The sequence below is a fragment of the Runella defluvii genome (genome assembly GCF_014195535.1).
Lineage (GTDB): Bacteria > Bacteroidota > Bacteroidia > Cytophagales > Spirosomataceae > Runella > Runella defluvii.
In genome coordinates this window covers 25,245-41,380 of the sequence record NZ_JACIBY010000029.1, presented here as the reverse complement: position 1 = coordinate 41,380, position 16,136 = coordinate 25,245, and the positions used below count along the sequence as shown (strand labels likewise).

The 16,136-nt window shown below is 46.2% G+C and carries 24 protein-coding genes; all 24 read left to right on the top strand.

Features of this window, described 5'->3' with window-relative positions; translation table 11 throughout:
* The coding region (locus FHS57_RS30660; protein WP_221225778.1) for a hypothetical protein at nucleotides 1-444 on the top strand (444 nt) is incomplete at its 5' end.
* 129 nt (nucleotides 445-573) lie between these two features.
* Nucleotides 574-846, top strand: a complete 273-nt coding sequence (locus FHS57_RS30655; RefSeq protein ID WP_183980462.1) for a hypothetical protein — start codon at nucleotides 574-576, stop codon at nucleotides 844-846.
* A 168-nt stretch (nucleotides 847-1,014) separates the two neighbouring features.
* The gene (locus FHS57_RS30650) at nucleotides 1,015-1,260 is read left to right on the top strand and encodes a hypothetical protein (RefSeq protein WP_183980460.1); all 246 of its coding nucleotides are present in this window, start codon (nucleotides 1,015-1,017) and stop codon (nucleotides 1,258-1,260) included.
* Nucleotides 1,261-1,385: 125 nt separating this feature from the next.
* A complete protein-coding gene (locus tag FHS57_RS30645) occupies nucleotides 1,386-1,556 on the top strand; it encodes a hypothetical protein (protein ID WP_183980458.1) in 171 nt (56 codons plus the stop codon).
* 42 nt (nucleotides 1,557-1,598) lie between these two features.
* Nucleotides 1,599-4,619, top strand: a complete 3,021-nt coding sequence (locus FHS57_RS30640; protein ID WP_183980456.1) for a hypothetical protein — start codon at nucleotides 1,599-1,601, stop codon at nucleotides 4,617-4,619.
* A 69-nt stretch (nucleotides 4,620-4,688) separates the two neighbouring features.
* The gene (locus FHS57_RS30635; RefSeq protein ID WP_183980454.1) at nucleotides 4,689-5,021 is read left to right on the top strand and encodes a hypothetical protein; all 333 of its coding nucleotides are present in this window, start codon (nucleotides 4,689-4,691) and stop codon (nucleotides 5,019-5,021) included.
* Nucleotides 5,018-5,356 (top strand): hypothetical protein, encoded by a 339-nt coding sequence (locus tag FHS57_RS30630; protein WP_183980452.1) that lies wholly within the window; start codon nucleotides 5,018-5,020, stop codon nucleotides 5,354-5,356. The genes FHS57_RS30635 and FHS57_RS30630 overlap by 4 nt, the downstream gene beginning before the upstream one ends.
* A gap of 50 nt (nucleotides 5,357-5,406) precedes the next feature.
* Nucleotides 5,407-5,577 carry a hypothetical protein gene (locus FHS57_RS30625; RefSeq protein ID WP_183980450.1) on the top strand — a complete coding sequence of 57 codons (171 nt, stop codon included), beginning with the start codon at nucleotides 5,407-5,409 and terminating at the stop codon, nucleotides 5,575-5,577.
* A 22-nt stretch (nucleotides 5,578-5,599) separates the two neighbouring features.
* A complete protein-coding gene (locus FHS57_RS30620) occupies nucleotides 5,600-5,872 on the top strand; it encodes a hypothetical protein (protein ID WP_183980448.1) in 273 nt (90 codons plus the stop codon).
* On the top strand, nucleotides 5,851-6,087 hold the full coding sequence (locus FHS57_RS30615; protein ID WP_183980446.1) for a hypothetical protein: 237 nt from the start codon (nucleotides 5,851-5,853) through the stop codon (nucleotides 6,085-6,087). Before FHS57_RS30620 ends, FHS57_RS30615 begins: the two co-directional genes overlap by 22 nt.
* A 572-nt stretch (nucleotides 6,088-6,659) precedes the next feature.
* The gene (locus FHS57_RS30610; RefSeq protein ID WP_183980444.1) at nucleotides 6,660-7,187 is read left to right on the top strand and encodes a hypothetical protein; all 528 of its coding nucleotides are present in this window, start codon (nucleotides 6,660-6,662) and stop codon (nucleotides 7,185-7,187) included.
* Nucleotides 7,188-7,259: 72 nt separating this feature from the next.
* Nucleotides 7,260-7,817 (top strand): hypothetical protein, encoded by a 558-nt coding sequence (locus tag FHS57_RS30605; protein WP_183980443.1) that lies wholly within the window; start codon nucleotides 7,260-7,262, stop codon nucleotides 7,815-7,817.
* A gap of 4 nt (nucleotides 7,818-7,821) precedes the next feature.
* Nucleotides 7,822-9,009, top strand: coding sequence for a hypothetical protein (locus FHS57_RS30600; RefSeq protein WP_183980442.1), 1,188 nt, complete (start codon nucleotides 7,822-7,824; stop codon nucleotides 9,007-9,009).
* A 2-nt stretch (nucleotides 9,010-9,011) separates the two neighbouring features.
* On the top strand, nucleotides 9,012-9,938 hold the full coding sequence (locus FHS57_RS30595; RefSeq protein WP_183980441.1) for a hypothetical protein: 927 nt from the start codon (nucleotides 9,012-9,014) through the stop codon (nucleotides 9,936-9,938).
* 11 nt (nucleotides 9,939-9,949) lie between these two features.
* Nucleotides 9,950-10,384, top strand: coding sequence for a hypothetical protein (locus FHS57_RS30590; protein WP_183980440.1), 435 nt, complete (start codon nucleotides 9,950-9,952; stop codon nucleotides 10,382-10,384).
* A complete protein-coding gene (locus tag FHS57_RS30585) occupies nucleotides 10,353-10,790 on the top strand; it encodes a DUF1353 domain-containing protein (RefSeq protein WP_221225777.1) in 438 nt (145 codons plus the stop codon). Before FHS57_RS30590 ends, FHS57_RS30585 begins: the two co-directional genes overlap by 32 nt.
* Before the next feature lie 115 nt (nucleotides 10,791-10,905).
* Nucleotides 10,906-11,772, top strand: a complete 867-nt coding sequence (locus tag FHS57_RS30580; protein ID WP_183980438.1) for a S49 family peptidase — start codon at nucleotides 10,906-10,908, stop codon at nucleotides 11,770-11,772.
* 28 nt (nucleotides 11,773-11,800) lie between these two features.
* Nucleotides 11,801-12,328 carry a hypothetical protein gene (locus FHS57_RS30575; RefSeq protein WP_183980437.1) on the top strand — a complete coding sequence of 176 codons (528 nt, stop codon included), beginning with the start codon at nucleotides 11,801-11,803 and terminating at the stop codon, nucleotides 12,326-12,328.
* Nucleotides 12,329-12,375: 47 nt separating this feature from the next.
* Nucleotides 12,376-13,407, top strand: coding sequence for a hypothetical protein (locus FHS57_RS30570; protein ID WP_183980435.1), 1,032 nt, complete (start codon nucleotides 12,376-12,378; stop codon nucleotides 13,405-13,407).
* A 66-nt stretch (nucleotides 13,408-13,473) separates the two neighbouring features.
* Nucleotides 13,474-14,178, top strand: coding sequence for a hypothetical protein (locus FHS57_RS30565; protein ID WP_183980433.1), 705 nt, complete (start codon nucleotides 13,474-13,476; stop codon nucleotides 14,176-14,178).
* Between the two features lie 47 nt (nucleotides 14,179-14,225).
* The gene (locus FHS57_RS30560) at nucleotides 14,226-14,423 is read left to right on the top strand and encodes a hypothetical protein (RefSeq protein ID WP_183980431.1); all 198 of its coding nucleotides are present in this window, start codon (nucleotides 14,226-14,228) and stop codon (nucleotides 14,421-14,423) included.
* Entirely contained in the window at nucleotides 14,416-14,967 is a 552-nt protein-coding gene (locus FHS57_RS30555; protein WP_183980429.1) for a hypothetical protein, read from the top strand. Before FHS57_RS30560 ends, FHS57_RS30555 begins: the two co-directional genes overlap by 8 nt.
* Nucleotides 14,968-15,171: 204 nt before the next feature.
* Entirely contained in the window at nucleotides 15,172-15,417 is a 246-nt protein-coding gene (locus FHS57_RS30550; RefSeq protein WP_183980427.1) for a hypothetical protein, read from the top strand.
* A 47-nt stretch (nucleotides 15,418-15,464) separates the two neighbouring features.
* Nucleotides 15,465-16,136, top strand: a complete 672-nt coding sequence (locus tag FHS57_RS30545) for a hypothetical protein (RefSeq protein ID WP_183980425.1) — start codon at nucleotides 15,465-15,467, stop codon at nucleotides 16,134-16,136.

Genomic DNA, 16,136 nt, shown 5'->3' with positions numbered 1-16,136 from the left:
TTTCATAGTGAATATTTGTCATGTCTAAATAGTCGCGACTATTTAGACATGACCAAAATACACCGAAAAATGACTACTGCCAAAAGAGATTTAGTAAACGGTAAAGAAAGTATAGCCGCTGAAGCTAAAAGGTTATTCTCAGAGCTTGATTTTACAGGTATAACAAAAGGAACATTTATTACCAAAATGCTGGAAGAGGTGTCTGCTTCTCCCTCTGATACTCATAGCCTCATTAAGCATTTAGAAGCTGTGTGGCGTGGTAAAGCTGCTCCTACAATTGCCGAACTAGATAGAGCTAAAAAAATGGTTCAAAACTTCAACGGAGAGACTAAACGAGAAGAACCACAAGTCTCGCAGTCCCTTTCTCGCATGGGAGTTTACGTGCCCAAATACGATAAAACACGTGAGTTACAGCAGAAAATGAAAGCCTCTAAGAAGTCATGAATTCAATAGTCTTGCACTTACCCTATATCGTCGTCGCCCTAGGAGTGGTGGCTATGCTGCCATTCCTATTCAGGGCAACCCGCTCCCCTCGGAAATTCAAATAATGTTTCACCATAAATTCTAAGCAAAATGAAAATCTATTGGAAAACTAGCTCGGTTGGCGCTGAGCTTATTCAAGAGCCAGAGCATGATGGCAAGCCAGAAAAAGTATTGGGTGCAGTGATTATAGCACACGGGTACGCATTTCCCTGGGCATACAATACGCGAGATTCCAAGATATTTCTACCTAGCCTTTTTTCGGAGAAAATAGAGCAAGGGAAAAAAAGCGTAATCACCTATTTACAGCACATTGGTATCCTCCCACTCGAAACCACCCCAATGGCCCATGAGAAAGCTGCTTGAAATAGTCGCATTGTCTTGTATGGTGGTGGTTGCTCTTCTCATTTGCATCGCCACGGGACCAGACCCTAACCCACCCTACCATGACTCCGATGAACGTTAACCGTCCTTTTGCCCGCCCTCAGAATCCGCTTACTTGTTCGCTTCTTTGGTTTAACCTGAGCTACAGATATGCAACGTATCCCAACATCTAAAAGCACAATCGTAATGACGCCCACTACAGTGGCACAAGTAGAAGAGTTGCTACAAAAACGCCTCTTGTGGAAACTAGGAGCGGCGGGGCAAGCCGCTTGCCGCCGAATTATTCGTGATGCTATTGACGACCTTCCCAACCGTTTTCCGCATCCGAGTCAAGTGATGGCGTATCGGATGCAGAAAGGCAAGTTGGAGAGAACACTAGAACGATTAGGTAAATAAAACATTCACTGCCCCAGCTCCCGTTAGAGACCTACACAAAATGTAGAGTAAAGGTTTGGGTTTTTCAAATTCCTCTTGTCCCTGCTCTGCGGGGAACGAGAGCTGGGGCCAAACCAATAAATTCCATGAGCACAGAAACTTTCACTTACACGTACAGATTGACCTTTGCTGGCAACAAGGTTATCAAAAAAACCATGACCGCCGAAAACCCCCGTGCCGTGTGGCACGTGGCCTGTCGCGATGCCGACGCCCAAACGCGTGAGGTACGCAGTATTGTCGTCGAGAAGGTAGCCTGATGGCATCCATTTCTAATTTCCGAAGTATAAACCTGATTTTTTATGTCGAAGATTGACATTCAACGCCTGTTTGCCGAAGATGGTGGCCGCGCTTATATCATCTATCTCTATCCTGACAGTGAACAGAGCTTTGATAACCCCAATAGAAAATTTACACTTCGCCCCGAAAAAACCCCATCCGCTTCATTGAAGCGGATGGAAAGTGGCGAATGGGGCGTAACAGATTTTGGGGACGATAGCAAGTGGAGAAATGCCATTGCCCTTGCGATGAAAGAATTTAAGCTGGAGTATGGTGACGCCATCAGAACCGTAGCCGAGTTTTATAACTACAAGGATGAAAGTATCAATCTTAGCCCTAAACCTCTATTTGAAGACCGCCCCGCACGACCCGACGAAGCCGAAGGACAATGCGACGTTGAGTTCAAAGAATTTGAAGCCTGGGAATGCCGCATAATACTCACCGATTCGGCATGGATGGCCCTTGATAAATTTGACGAATTGAAGCGTTTTGAGGCGGCCAAAAGCCTGTTTCAACGCTACCATCTGAAATGCCTTCACAGCTATACTACTGTCAAAAACGGCAAAGCACTGAAGCGAATCTCTACCACCAATTACCCCATGTTTTACTTCGACGAAGGCGACTGGGGGAAAATCTACCTTCCTAAAGCTGAACACAAAAATCGTTTTCGGTACCGTGGAAAAAAACCTGCCCATTATATCCACGGCCTGAAACAGGCCCAGGACTTCATACGGGAACTACGCCAAAAGAAACTCAACGAGGAAGGCAGCGCCGAAGAATTTCAAAGCTCAGAAGAAGAGAAGAAGAAACAAACAGAGCAGATGACGAACGTAAAGCTACCTGAGCTGATTCGTTGCTCGGGAGGCTCTGACGCGCTCAACGTCGCGGCCCTGGGCTATCGGGTGTTGTGGCAGAATAGTGAGTCGGAACAACTCGACGATCACGATATGAAGCTCCTTCGCTCCCTTGCGTGGAATATCTACAACCTGCCAGACATCGATGCAAGTGGCCGCAAAAATGGCCATGAGTTGGGTATGAAGTTTTTGGATCTCAAAACCATTTGGCTTCCTGATGAATTCCTGAAGGTGGACGAAAACGGCAAAGCTGTTTCCAAAGACCTACGCGATTGGTTACGCTCAGGCAAAAAGAAATTCGATTTTGACCGCCTTGTGGCGACTGCCATCCCATACCGATTTTGGGACGAGGAACGTCAGTTCGACAGTGAAGGCAATCCGAAATATAAGTTTGGGCGGCCGTTGTTCACCTATAAGTTCAACCACGTTCAAGCGTACAATTTCCTACACAGAAACGGGTTCGCTCGATATAAATCTGAACGCGAAAAGGAGGGCTATTTCTACATCAAAATTGATGACAATATCGTGACGCGCATCGAAGCCAACGACGTGAAAAACTTTATCCATAGTTTCCTAAACGAACGGGCGCTCATTGATGATACCATCACGCAGGACCTTCGCAATGCGATGTACACTTCCAACCAATTGAGTGTTTCTAACCTTGCCAATCTCCCGCTTATTGAGCTTGACTTCAAATCATACGGCCCCGACTTCCAGTATTTTTTCTTCCCCGAACACACCTGGAAAGTCACCAAGACGGGGATAGAGGAAGCCAAAGGGTTAGTAGGCGGAAAATACGTATGGGCAGATAAGGTAATACAGCACCCAACGAAGGGCAACGAGAAAATTAATATCAAAAAGCTGAAGCCTTTTTTTGAAGCTCAACAGGTGGATGATTCCTGGCATATCAAATTGCTGGATAAGTCGTGTATGTTCTTCCGTTTCATTATCCAAACGGCTCGGGTGCATTGGCGCAAAGAGCTGGAGGAGCGCCCGCAGCTCTACCTAAAGTACGACACTGCAAAGAAGCAGGAGGAATACGCCCTTGAGCATGGCCTTACGCAAGCTGAGCGTGAGCTTTTCTTTGCTCGCCGTACTCCTGAGCAGGTCAAAGCCTACCTCGATGCCAACAAGTTTGAGATTGGCGGAGCATTGCTCACCGCCGAAGAACGCAAAGAACAAGTGCAGCACCTGGCCAACCGAATATACACACTTGGCTATATGCTGCACAGGTACAAAGACCCTGCCCGCGCCTGGTGCGTTTGGGCGATGGATAACAAACTTTCGGAACTCGCAGGAGACGATGCTAAATCGAACGGAGGTTCTGGAAAGTCACTGACGGGCAAGGCCCTCAAATGGTTTTGGCGTAATAACGTGGGGCTTTCGGGTCGTAACCCACTGTTGACAAAAAACCCGCACGTGTACGATAAGGTATCGAAACAAACCGACCTAATCATCATCGACGACTGTTACGAATACTTGGATTTCGGGTTCTTTTACGGTGACATCACGGGTGACATGAACCCCAACCCCAAACAAACCCAATCGTACAGCATCCCGTTTGATGAGTCGCCAAAGTTCTGGTTTGACTCCAATTTTGGCGATCGAGATTTTTCGGAATCCACTCAGCGTCGGAAGCTCGTCACCTCGTTTTCGGATTATTACCACGAAAACAACGGCAGCTACTTAGAAACCCGCTCCCCTTCCGACGATTTTGGTGGCCGTCGCCTTTTCTACGATTTCACAGCTGCCGACTGGAGCTATTTTTTCAACTTCATGGCTCAGTGTTTACACTTTTACTTGGCCGTGGATTCGAAAATCAAACCACCAATGCGCAACCTGGCCAAACGTAACCTGTTGAGCGCGATGGGTGGGCGTTTCTTCGAGTGGGCAGAGGTGTATTTTGCGCATGACAGCAACCGTCTCAACACGATGGTATGCAAAAAAGACGCAAAAGAGGAATACATGAACTCCGAAAAAATCAGAGAGCTGAGCACTCAGAAGTTCACCGAATACCTCAAAAAATACGCCGAATACCACGGGTATGTCTATAACCCTACCGAATACCAAAACTCACAGGGGCGGATTATGCGTGACCACAACGGCAAAAAAGAGGAAATGATTTTCTATCGTACTGTTGGCAGCACTTGGGAGCCTACTGCTGAAGTCACCCCCGAATTTGACTTTTAGCCCCCCCTGCCCCCCGCAAAAACTTTTTGTATTTCTTAACTTTTTATCAACCAATAATTTCTAAGCACAATGGAAACACTCACAAAACAAGGGGCTATGCTTCGATTTGAATCACAACGAAAAGCCCCCACAAAGGCTGTCGATTGGCTGAGAGGCTCGCTGATGGCGCTCATGCCCGATGATTTTAAAGACTTTCCCACCGTACTTACCAAAATCAAAGAGAAGATTTCTGAAATGGAAAAGCGCTCCGCGACGAAGCCAGGAAAAGTATGGCTTTCTGTTTATGATTGCCCCACCAGCGACGGTCTTAGCCGTGCGTGGCTTATGTATGGCTGCGATAACGGCGGCACGTGCATCGGAATGATAGAAGCATTTTTCCCAAAGGAAGGAGGTGAGCAATGAAACACGAGAATCAACCTTCAGGCCAATGGGTCTCCTATGAGCTTGAAGAGCAATTAAAACAGATAGGAGTTCCACAGATTTGCCAAACAGGCTATAATGTACATGAGCTTTTTGAACTACTCCCAATCCCAACAGGTAACAGCGAATTGTTTCTACGCATTGGTATTAGCCGTCGTCATTTTACGATGGGCGAACCCAAGTATTACTGTATGGTCAGCAAATGGAAATCGTTTTTGGCTGATTCGGCTGCCGATGCAATGGCCAAAGCCTTTCTTGCTTTGGTCAAGTCAAAACGTTTGAATTTTACTCATTTACAGGAAGGAGGTGACGGATGAATGAAACCCTTAGAATGTTAACCGAAGGTTCGATTTGGTTAGACGAAAAAATGAGAACCATTGTCGTATTCCGAATCCATTTTTCTAACGCCGCCACGGTGGGCTCATACGAGCTGCTGGTAATACCAACGATGAAGATAGCAACGAGAAGTGCCAATTATGTGGCAGAGCTCGTTCAAAGCGGAAAAATGCAGTTTTGCCGCGAATGTGAAAGAGTTTAATACTTCAAAACCTTATACAAAAATGGAATGGATTTCAATGGCTGAAAAGCCACTTCAACAAGAAGACGCTTTTGAGGTGATAGGATTTCACCAAGATTGGATAGACGCAGACTTTAACCCAAACGGCACACGGGTGGGGTTCATCGGTGGTGATGACACATTTATTTCTGCACGATGGTCAGACTATCAAGATTGCTACACAGAAGATGATGAAATAATGCCGACTCATTACATGTTTATTCCTCCAAACCCAAACCAAAAACGCTTAGAACAATGGCAAAATTCGCAAGATTAATCGAGGTCGATGACGACCAGGTATTGTTGACGGTTACGTACAATGATGAATCTGAGCGTTGGGAAACATCCATCATGTCAATATTTGAAGACTTTACCGCAACATTAACCTTTGGTTATACTGACCGAGAAAATGCCGAACAAATGATGAATGAATATACATTAGAATCCGCCACGGAGTTTATTAACAATGTCAGTACTCAGTTTACGGGTTAAAAAAATACAATTCTAAGTCCATTTTAAAAGGCTCGCTTCGGCGGGCTTTTTTTATGGGGCAACGGGGGGACTTGCCAACTCCCCAACTCCCCTCCCTTGAAACTCTAATTATTTTTGTAACTTCTTATCTTGAATTGGAAAGTATGGCTTTATAGTGTGAGAATCAGCCTATTAATGGGATAAATATTTTTTTATCTTTTTTTATTCAAAAGATAAAAAGTTACAAAAAAATAAAAATAGAAAATGGCCTTCGGCCTATATAAAAGGGGCCGATACAAAAAATACAAACCCCAATAAAAACCATAGTACGTTGTTTTGATGGCTAAAAGTCTGACAGTCAGCCACAAAAAAGAAAATACAAAAGTTACAAAAAAAATGGTACTTCAGCTGGGGTAGCAGTTTGGGAGGGATAGACAGCAGCAAGTAAAAAAACAGGAAGAAACGTAGGAAATACCCTCAAAAAAACCTATATTGAAACTTCCTAAAATGCAAAATCCCCTGTTGGGTTCAGGGGATTCAATGCAAGGTTTTCCAGCTTTGTATATTTGGAAGCGCACCCAAATATACAAACAATGGCTGATTCTGTCTCTTACGTATTTACCAACAATGCCACAGGTGAGCGCTTCATAGAAGTGCTTGTGCCCCGCCACGTGCGTCAATTTTTGCTTATTGAGTATGCCGAGCCTCGGGCTGATTCTATAAAAGCCTGTCAGAATCAGTTTTTAGGGTCGTTGGTGGTTTCGGTCTGCGAAAAAGTACCCTACAAACGCGTCAGGTCTCGCAAACGCTTCAAAGGCTCAAAAGTCCGCATCATTCTACCCGAAGCGGCTGAAGATAGCCACGTCAGCGGCCAAACGCTCATCGACCTCGGTATTATTTTCGAGAAACTTTTCTTCGAGAAATTCAACTCATTTGTGCGGTGCGGGTACCACGTACACTCCAGTGAGTTGAATGCCGTTTCGCTTTTCCTGCAAGTCTATGACATTTGCCCCGACGACTGGGACCAGGATGCCGCCTATGCCTGTTGGAAAAGGTACAAGGCCAAACTTGAAACCGATGGTCTGCCCCGCTTAAAAAACAAGGCAAAAGCAAAAAAATGAGTGGCAAATTCGTCCTGTTTTAGGGGCGGTTTCATCCTATTTTCATATTGAAAGCCCAAGTAGCTTTGTGGTATGAAGCGACTGCCCCAACTCACACGATTTGCCAACAACAATGCACCTGGCCTTGACCTGGTCAGGCTGATTGATGTGCGTGACATCGTAAGTATGATTCCCGATGTATTACTATGGTCAGAAGTGTACAATGGAACCCTACCGAAAGGCGGAATTGTGCCATCCCAAAGTTCGGTTTGGATTGATATGTTCTTTGCGCCTGGCTTGGCTCGTTACACTTGTGTGAATGACCCAAACAACCACGGGCCATTGTGGAAAAATACCCTAACACTACCTATTTCGGGAGATTCACCACTACACGCCCAAACCGCCAAAATGCTATCGAAAGGACGATGGATAGCAATGGCGATGGATGCCAACGATGTCATAAGGCTTATTGGAAGTATAGCCCAACCGCTCAAGCTACGTCAGGGCAATTTTGGTACCGCCCCCAACGAATGGGGCGTTGAGCTTATTTCGTCTAGCCCTAACCCTGCCGCATACCTTTCGTCATGGGATGACCTCTATGGAAACCCTGCCGATTATAGTTTTGATTTTTCACTTGACTTCAACGCCTAATACCATGCCAATCAGTAGTTTAAACGAACTTGTAACAACCCTTACCACCCGATTTGCAAAGGCAAAACGATGGGTGAATGGCTCATTGGGCATTACGAAAGAAGAGCTGCTTCAAAGTATGATTGATGTAGCTACGTTTTCGACTGCCTACGGGGCTCCACTTCGCTCCAACTCAACCGTCAACGTCATACCTTTTTTGGGTACATCCACTCAGCTCAATGACTCAAAGCTGTCTCATTTTGGCGGTTTGGGCGGTGGTGTACGTTTGGATGGCGCTTGGCAATTAAGTGCGAATGGAATCACCAAACACGAGCTTTTTCAACCAACTGCCCACGCTTCCAATCGGTATGAAACTACGATAGCACTTCCGAAAGGAAGCTACGGCGCTGTGACGTTAGAAGTGAAAGTGGTAGCGCTCGGCCAATCGTCTGGAATTATTAGAAAGGTCTATACCTTCGATGCCAGTACGGCAACTGGAGCATCGAACACCGTCCAGACAGCTCAAGGCGACATAGCCACCAAAATATTTGTGGGTGACCCTGATTGGAGTGGTAGCAATATCATTGTTCCACTGTATGAGCGAAGTGCGGTTAATACCGCCAAAATATACGTTGTAGAAGTAAGTATATCTGCCAATACTACGTTTTTGGCTCAGTTGCTCACGCAAACGACGCTACTCAGTGCAGTGGCTACCACTACTCGAAATGCTGCCTCGCAAAACGTTGGGTTAACATCAGGCACGCAAATGTCAATCACTTCTGATGCTAATGGCTTAAGGCTCATAAATGACGTTAGCACCCCAAATGCTTTTCAACTGTACGGTACCAACAGCGCTGGTACGCGTGGCTGGTATGACCAAGTTGCCTTGAAATCCGTAGTATTGAAAGCAAATCGGAATAGACAAACTACTTCTTATACGCTTGCCCTCGCAGATGCGTGGGGGATTGTTGAGCAAGATGTAGCAACTGCCAATACAGTGACTATACCTCCAAACTCAAGTGTGGCATTTGAGATTGACACGGCCTGCACAGTTATACAGCTTGGTGCTGGACAGGTAACGATAGTTGCAGGCGCGGGCGTCACGCTACGTACAGCAGACGGCAAGCTTAAACTAAGAGTTCAGTATAGTTCTTGCACAATGATTCAACGGGCAATTAATGATTGGTACGTAATCGGAGACACAACGTCATAACTATGCTACTCAGAACAGGTATAATAGCGTCTTCGGGTGCTAAAAGTCAATTAATTCTGGACACATTGGCAACAATGGGTGTAACACCTGCTTTTGCGATTAGCTCTAGAAAGCTTAGAGAGGGGTATAATGGACCTGCTTTCACAGCTTACAATCTAACAAATTCAGCAGTCGCTACGGTCGCGTTTTTCAACGGTATTGAGGTGACAGACAGCAGCATTGTCACCATCACGGCGGCGGGTAGTAGTGGACATTCAGTAGGCCAAACAATGCCCTACAGCACTTTTCGCGGTTCGGCAACTGTGACTGTCGTGCCTTTCGACCAATCGACCAACGCACGCCATCCAACTCAATCCAACGCTAGCAACCGACCCAGAATTACAAATGCAGGTAGTAACGAAACGATTTCGAACGGTAAGATGGGTATTCGCTTCGTGAGTGCAAGTAGCAATTTCCTTTCGGTGCCTAACGTGGGTACAGGCAGTGCAATATGGGGTAATTTGGTGCTTAGAAGTATGGCGGTACCGCCTGCTTCGGCGAATGGCCCCGCGCTTGGAGATTTTTCAAGTATTACGGACGCAATGCACTGGCCTTGGACTGATAGCGTGATGTATGATGGATTCGGTAGGAGCATACGTAATACGATCGGAACGCTCAGCCCAAACCTATCTAATGTAATGGTAATGAGCATAGTTTCTGACGCTACTCGTTACGAATTATTCACGAACGGTGTTTCGCGGTTCAGCAATACGGGGGGAGCTGTCAACATCCATACTGGAAGTCATAGAATTGCTAGTGGCTCACTTAATGCAACCACCTATTTCTGGGATGGTATTGTAGGAGAAGCAATTGTTTTTCTTGCATCGCCAAGCGCAAGTGTTAGACAAGCGCTTGAACTCAATCAAAAAGCCTTTTTTGGAACACCTTAAATATTACGATTATGAATTACATCTGGAAAATTGAACCTTTCGACATCCCAAGTACCGACCGAACAGCCCCGCCGAAACAAATTGTAGGTATCGAAGTCGGCTATTTTGCGGGCAAAGTAGCTGTTTTGGACAGCGATTTTTCGCCCGTTACGCTCGTCATTGATTACTATGATAATCAAGGTCGCAAGCGTGAATACCTTCAAGACCGCATCGACGAAAACGTAATACGTGCGAAAGCTGCCCAAATTGGCATTGAAGGCGAAAACATTGAATCGTTCGTAAAACAATCAATGGATACGATTGTGAAAATGTTCATTGGAGGTGTTTCCATTGAGGTCAAATACCAAGCATTACAAGAGTTAGCAGGTATGTTTGGGCAAGTTCTTATTCCTATTGAAGCTCAAAATGGCAATATTGAAACAACCCCCAATCAGGCACCTGCTTGACGCTCCTCGTGACGACTGGTACGTCGTCGAAGAGCAAATCGTTTTTGCTTGGAATGAACTTGGCTATGTCACGATTCCCGATGGATACGTCACCGATGGGTGTTCGGTACCGAAACCATTGTGGGGAATTTTTCCGCCCATGGGTGCTTTCCTCGTTCCTGGCTTAATTCATGATTACTTGTATGAGAGTAAAGAAATTGAGGTGGAAAAAGGTGAGAAACGGTATGTGTATCGGTTTACGAGAAAGGATGCCGATGCCTATTTTTTAAAACTGCTTCATTTATACTCGCCTAAAACAAGAAGGCGTAATTATATAAGATACTTGGTAGTGCGAGCATTTGGCAAAGCTTACTGGAAAAAAGCAAAGCTCGTGAATCTAAGTAACTACCAAAGAGCGTTTCCATAATTTGTTTTGTAGTATAGTACCCAAAGCCCTACCTCATTGAAGTAGGGCTTTTTTTTCGTCCTACCTATAGTATCTATTCGGCAGTATTCTCGCATCGAAATAATTTGATACGTCGATGACGCGCGAACGCCTACTTGCAGAACGCCACTTGGCAATGGAAGATGCCCATGCCAACGCTATCCTTAACAGCCAAACAGTCAATTTCAATTTTGCAAAAATCGAAGAACCCAAAGTGGAGTTTTTCGCGGCTGAAAACACCTACAGCGAATGGGAACTGAACTGGATGGGAATCGGTACCAATCAGGTTAAATCTGGACTGGTTGCAGTATTACCCGTTCGTGGGTCATTATCCCCCGACTGGAGCTGGGGTGGTACAAATACCGAATGGCTTGCCCGACAGCTAGATATATGCGTTGGTAATCCACTGGTCTCGGCCATTGTGTTGGCGGGTGACAGCGGTGGCGGCACTGTAAACGGTACTGCCCTTGCGGCCAATGCCGTAAAAGATGCAAATGCCGAAAAGCCTGTTTTGGGGTACGTCAAAGGGCTAGTAGCAAGCGCTGCCTACTGGATTTTCTCCCAAACTTCGGAAATATACCTTTCGTCTGGGGTCTCGTCAGCTGTAGGCTCTATCGGCGTTATGGGGGTCTATATCTCCCAAGCGGAGGCGCTTCAAAAAGCAGGTATGGACGTTCGGGTACTTCGTTCAAAGGGAGCAGAAGACAAATTTGCGCTTCACCCTGCTGAAAAAATTAATGAAGACGCCCTTGCAGAAGAGCAAAAAATCATCGACGCCATGCGTGTCGAGTTCTGGAATGCTGTGCAGGCAGGGCGCCCACAAATCACCTCCGATCCAGGGGGAAAACTCTACTACGGCCGTGAGGCCATCAAGGCAGGACTAGCCAACGAAGTTGGCACACTCACCGACGTAATCAAACGTGCTGATTACTTGGCCCGTAAACGCGCTTCTTCAATTTCCTAATTTTTCACAATTCAAACCACACCAAAAAATGCAATTTTCTTGGCAAAACCTCAAGGCAGCTATTGCCGAAATGGTTACAAGTAAGCAGCTTTCGGTAGAGAGTGGCAAGCTGATTACCGACGCTGTGGAAGCAGATGTATCTGGAACTTCAGCAAGTGCCGTTCCTGCTACCCCTCCTGTAGCTGCTACGACTCCTGTGGCTACTACCACGCCTACTGCTGCACCTGCTGCGGCCGCTCCTGCTGCTTCAGCACCCGTTGTTCCTGCTCCTGTTGCTCCAGCTGCTCCCGTAGCTGCAACAACAACCGTTCCCGTGGCTGATGCTGATGTTCAGAAACAGCTTGCCGATGCTCAGGCCGAAATTCGTAGATTGAAAGCCGCCCAAACCCCTGGGCTCGCCGCCGCCGCCGCCGCTGGTGACATTACTCAGCATTCAGGAAAAACGTCAGCTTCAGGTGAAAAAAATTCACACTTTGAGAACCTGAAGCGAATCAAGGCTCAATACAATCGCTTTGGTCTGACTGACGAAATCAATCTCGGTAGCTCTCAAGACTAGCTTTCCGACTACACACCATTTTTCCACACCTTAATTAATTTTTCAAAATGTCAGGAATTAAAGTCGATGTAAGTGCCCTTCACGCGGGCCTTACGGAAAATTGCAAAGACTACGAAACCATTTTCAGCCAAAAACTGGTGAATGCTTTTGCGGCCAAAAACGACATGGTATCGTTGCCTGTCGTGCAAAAAGTTACGCTCGTGCGAGAAGAGTTAGGGCCTGTTTCGCAACCAGGTCGCACGGGGGAAATCAACAACCCCAATCACACGCTTTGGACTTACAAGGAGCGTACTGCCGAGCTCAAACCTGCGAAAGCAGATATTGGCATTGAGGAAGTGCAGTTGAACAAACTTGCTGTAAGTTTTCTTGCAAAGAAAGAACCTGCTGACCCGCGCGATTTGCATGGTTTTGCTGGCCAAAGATACCTCATGGCGAGGATTATTGATAAAATTAGAAAAGAGCAAAGTGCGGCGATCATCAAGGGGCAATTGGGCTACAATTATGATTCTGAGAACAAGCAAAGTTTATTCCAAGGTGGGTTAAACTTGTTCGATGGCTTGGGATTAAAGTTCCTTACAGGCTACGCGACCTCTGGTACGGGCGCAGTTGGTGACATTCCAAGCGGCAACAAAGTAACAGGTGCAGCTTCTACCGTCACGGCGTCAAACATCCTTACTGAACTTGGCAAGCTACAAGACCTGATTTACAACAATCAAGACCTTCGCGTTGCTGAAGACGAAGTAGGTGGGCGCGTGTGGATTGACCCTGTATGGTATGGTTACGCGCTCGATGCCCTTGACGCATTGCCATACAAGCAAGATTTGGTCGTTCGTCAGGAAAATGGCCGTTTGGTGTTCAAAAAATTGCGCAACACGGAAATCGTGAAGCGTGAGTACATGGCAGGGGTACAGAATATGTTTTGGTCGTTGACCGACAACATTTTCTATCTTCACCAAGACACTGAGGAAGATATCCCAACGATTGAGATTCAAAAAGTCGGTCGTGGCCTTCAAATCTTGATTGACTGGCAAAGCAACGTTGACTACGCTGATGGGCGCTACGTAGCGCTTTACAAATAGTCTTTTACCCCCTCGCTTTCTGGCTTGGGGTTCTTCTTTTTCAACTCTAAATTTTATTTTCTCTAAATGAAATTCTTAAAAAATCTTTCGATTATCGGCTTTGTGCTGTTGTCCATCGCAGCTGGAGCATCGGTAGCAGGCCCTGTGGGGGGCTTGGTTGGTGGAACGGTGGCCTATGGAGCGCTGCAAGTTAGTGGTATTGTAGAATTACCTTACGCATTGTTTACGGGCGTAAAAGTGGGCAACATCAAACGTAAAGACCGCCGTGAAGACGACGTCTTGGGTGGTTTTCAAAAAATGGCAATAATCTTGCCTGAGTCGTTTGCATCGCATTGGCCCTTAGCTTCCCACATTACTGATGGTCTTATTTCGACGGCTCCTACACTTCTTCTAAACGAAACGTTTGGACAAATCCTGTTTGACCTTGATAAGGGAACGATGAAATATTCGCGGAAAGGAGAAATCAACAGCCGTAATTATCAACAGGATGGAGACTTTACAACCTCTGGCGTTACTGACGATCAAATTGCCGAAATGGATAAAACAGGCGGTGGAGTTCTCATAATTGGATGGGATAACAATGGCCGCCGATGGCTGGCAGGTACGACACGTCGGCCGTTGAAACTGGAATATGACGTAATGCTCGGTAGTAAACCCGATGACCCAGTAGCAATCGCGGCGAAGTTCACCCGAGACGGGTATCGTCATGGCTTGTTACGCATCCCTGATGATATTGTATTGCCATTGGCCACCCTCACAGGCTTAGACTAATCTTTCATTCTCACCCGTGTGGCGCGGGTGAAATTTCTCCTTACACAATGTACGTAGTTAAAGAAAACATGGACGGTAAGATTGATTTCGACTTCGGGAGTGAAGTCGGAACCCGTACTTTGAGCAATAAACTCCCTCAAGATTTGCTTGAGCGAATTTATAATGGCCCTTATGGCTCATCGTATGTTACCAAAAAAAAGGGCGCGGAAGCTCCAGCGCTAGAAAGTGAGGCGACCAATGGCTAAAGTTAAAGATGTCCAAAAGGCAATTTCGGTTTTAGAAACTGCCAAAAAGCAGGTAATTGCTGTTTTGGGAGAAATGGCCTCCTTGAGTTTCATGCCGATTGAGTCGAGTTTGAAAGCCGAATTGGAACGTGCCAATGCCCATAATCCCTACGAAGGATTGAGCGACGAAGAAGTCGAGTCCAAAAAGGAAGAAGCTCGCAAAACGCAGCTTGAACAACTTGAAAAAGAGGCCAATGAACGACTTGCCCAAATCATGGAAGCCCGTTCGGGGAAAAAAGAAAAACCAGCGCCATCAGAACAAGATGAACAAAATGGCGAAATCAACCTACCAAACGGCGCAAATGTCGAACCAAATGGCGACAAGATTACGCCAAATGGCTCAGGTATCGAACCAAATGGCGACAAGATTACGCCAAATGGCTCAGGTATCGAACCAAATGGCGATAACAGCACACCAAATGACTCAACTATCGAACCAAATGGACAAAATGGTACAGCAGATGGAACTTCAAATGCTATACCTCAAACTTCTGCGGATTCCTAGTCAAAATTTATTGGTGCTGACAAAATAGAAGCTAAAAAAAACAAAAAGCCCCTGACTGAAAAGACAGGGGCTTTTTGTATGTTTGTACCGCGCATTCTTAATTAAACAGCAGGTCATCCGGAAGGCTTTTCCGGTTGGCAATGGGTTGTGAGTACCCTGTTCGACCTGTTGGAAGAATGCGCAAGTGACCAATCGGATTTTTTTATGATACCAGCGCCTTCAAATTTTACGTCGTTGGGTGAGCATCTGATAGATGACCACTACAATCCTTCTACGTTGGCGAAGTGTCTGATTTCCTACCTTACCGCTCCCCAAAACGCTGAGTCGGTTGGTCAAGACGAAATGGATGATATGCACCAGCGTTGGCAGTACAGGGAGATTATCAAAGATTTTGTGAGAGTGTTAATGCCGCACTGCGAAGGCATTGAAGATGAGAACGACTTGTTTTAGTTCTATTGCTTAGGAGGGTTGTACGTGTATGTTTGACGAAAAACAACATGCACGACATACAACAATTAGAGGCGCAGGTGGCAATGCTCAAGGCGATGGTAGCAACGCGCCGTGCAAAACCCGAAGAGCTTCATCGAGCCGAAGAGGTGTTACGACTTGCCAACCAAAAAGCCCAAGCGAAAACCGTAACGACTCGACCCATTGCCGAAAAAACAGAAGCGCCTACCCCCGAACCCGTGCGGGCATCACCTGTCGTGACGTTCACGCCTGATTGGGTAGTAGAAACCGTCTTTAAGCGCAAAGGTGAGCTCATGACGGAAATCAAATCGCTGACGGCCGAACGCAACGAACTGTCGAACCGACTGCATGAAATTCCTAGCGAGGTTGCCTGCCAAGAACTGACAAAAAAGATTGTGTCGTTGCAACGCCGAATCGAATCGTTTTGGACAGAATACAGGTTCATTGAGCGAAATGGCCGTTTACCTGATACCAAGCCCAAAGAGGAGAAGCCGTATGACCCTGAGCGCGAAATCAAACTATTGCGTATCAGTACCGACCTGAAACGCTTGCGGGACATTCGTCTGAAGCTGGAAAAGAAACTCGCTGAACCACACTTAAACACGAAGTTTCCAGAGCGAAAAGTCCCTGAATGGCAGCAAGACCTTATTTTGGTGAATGCCCAAATTGATGAGTTAGAGTTCCAAAAAGATAATACATAA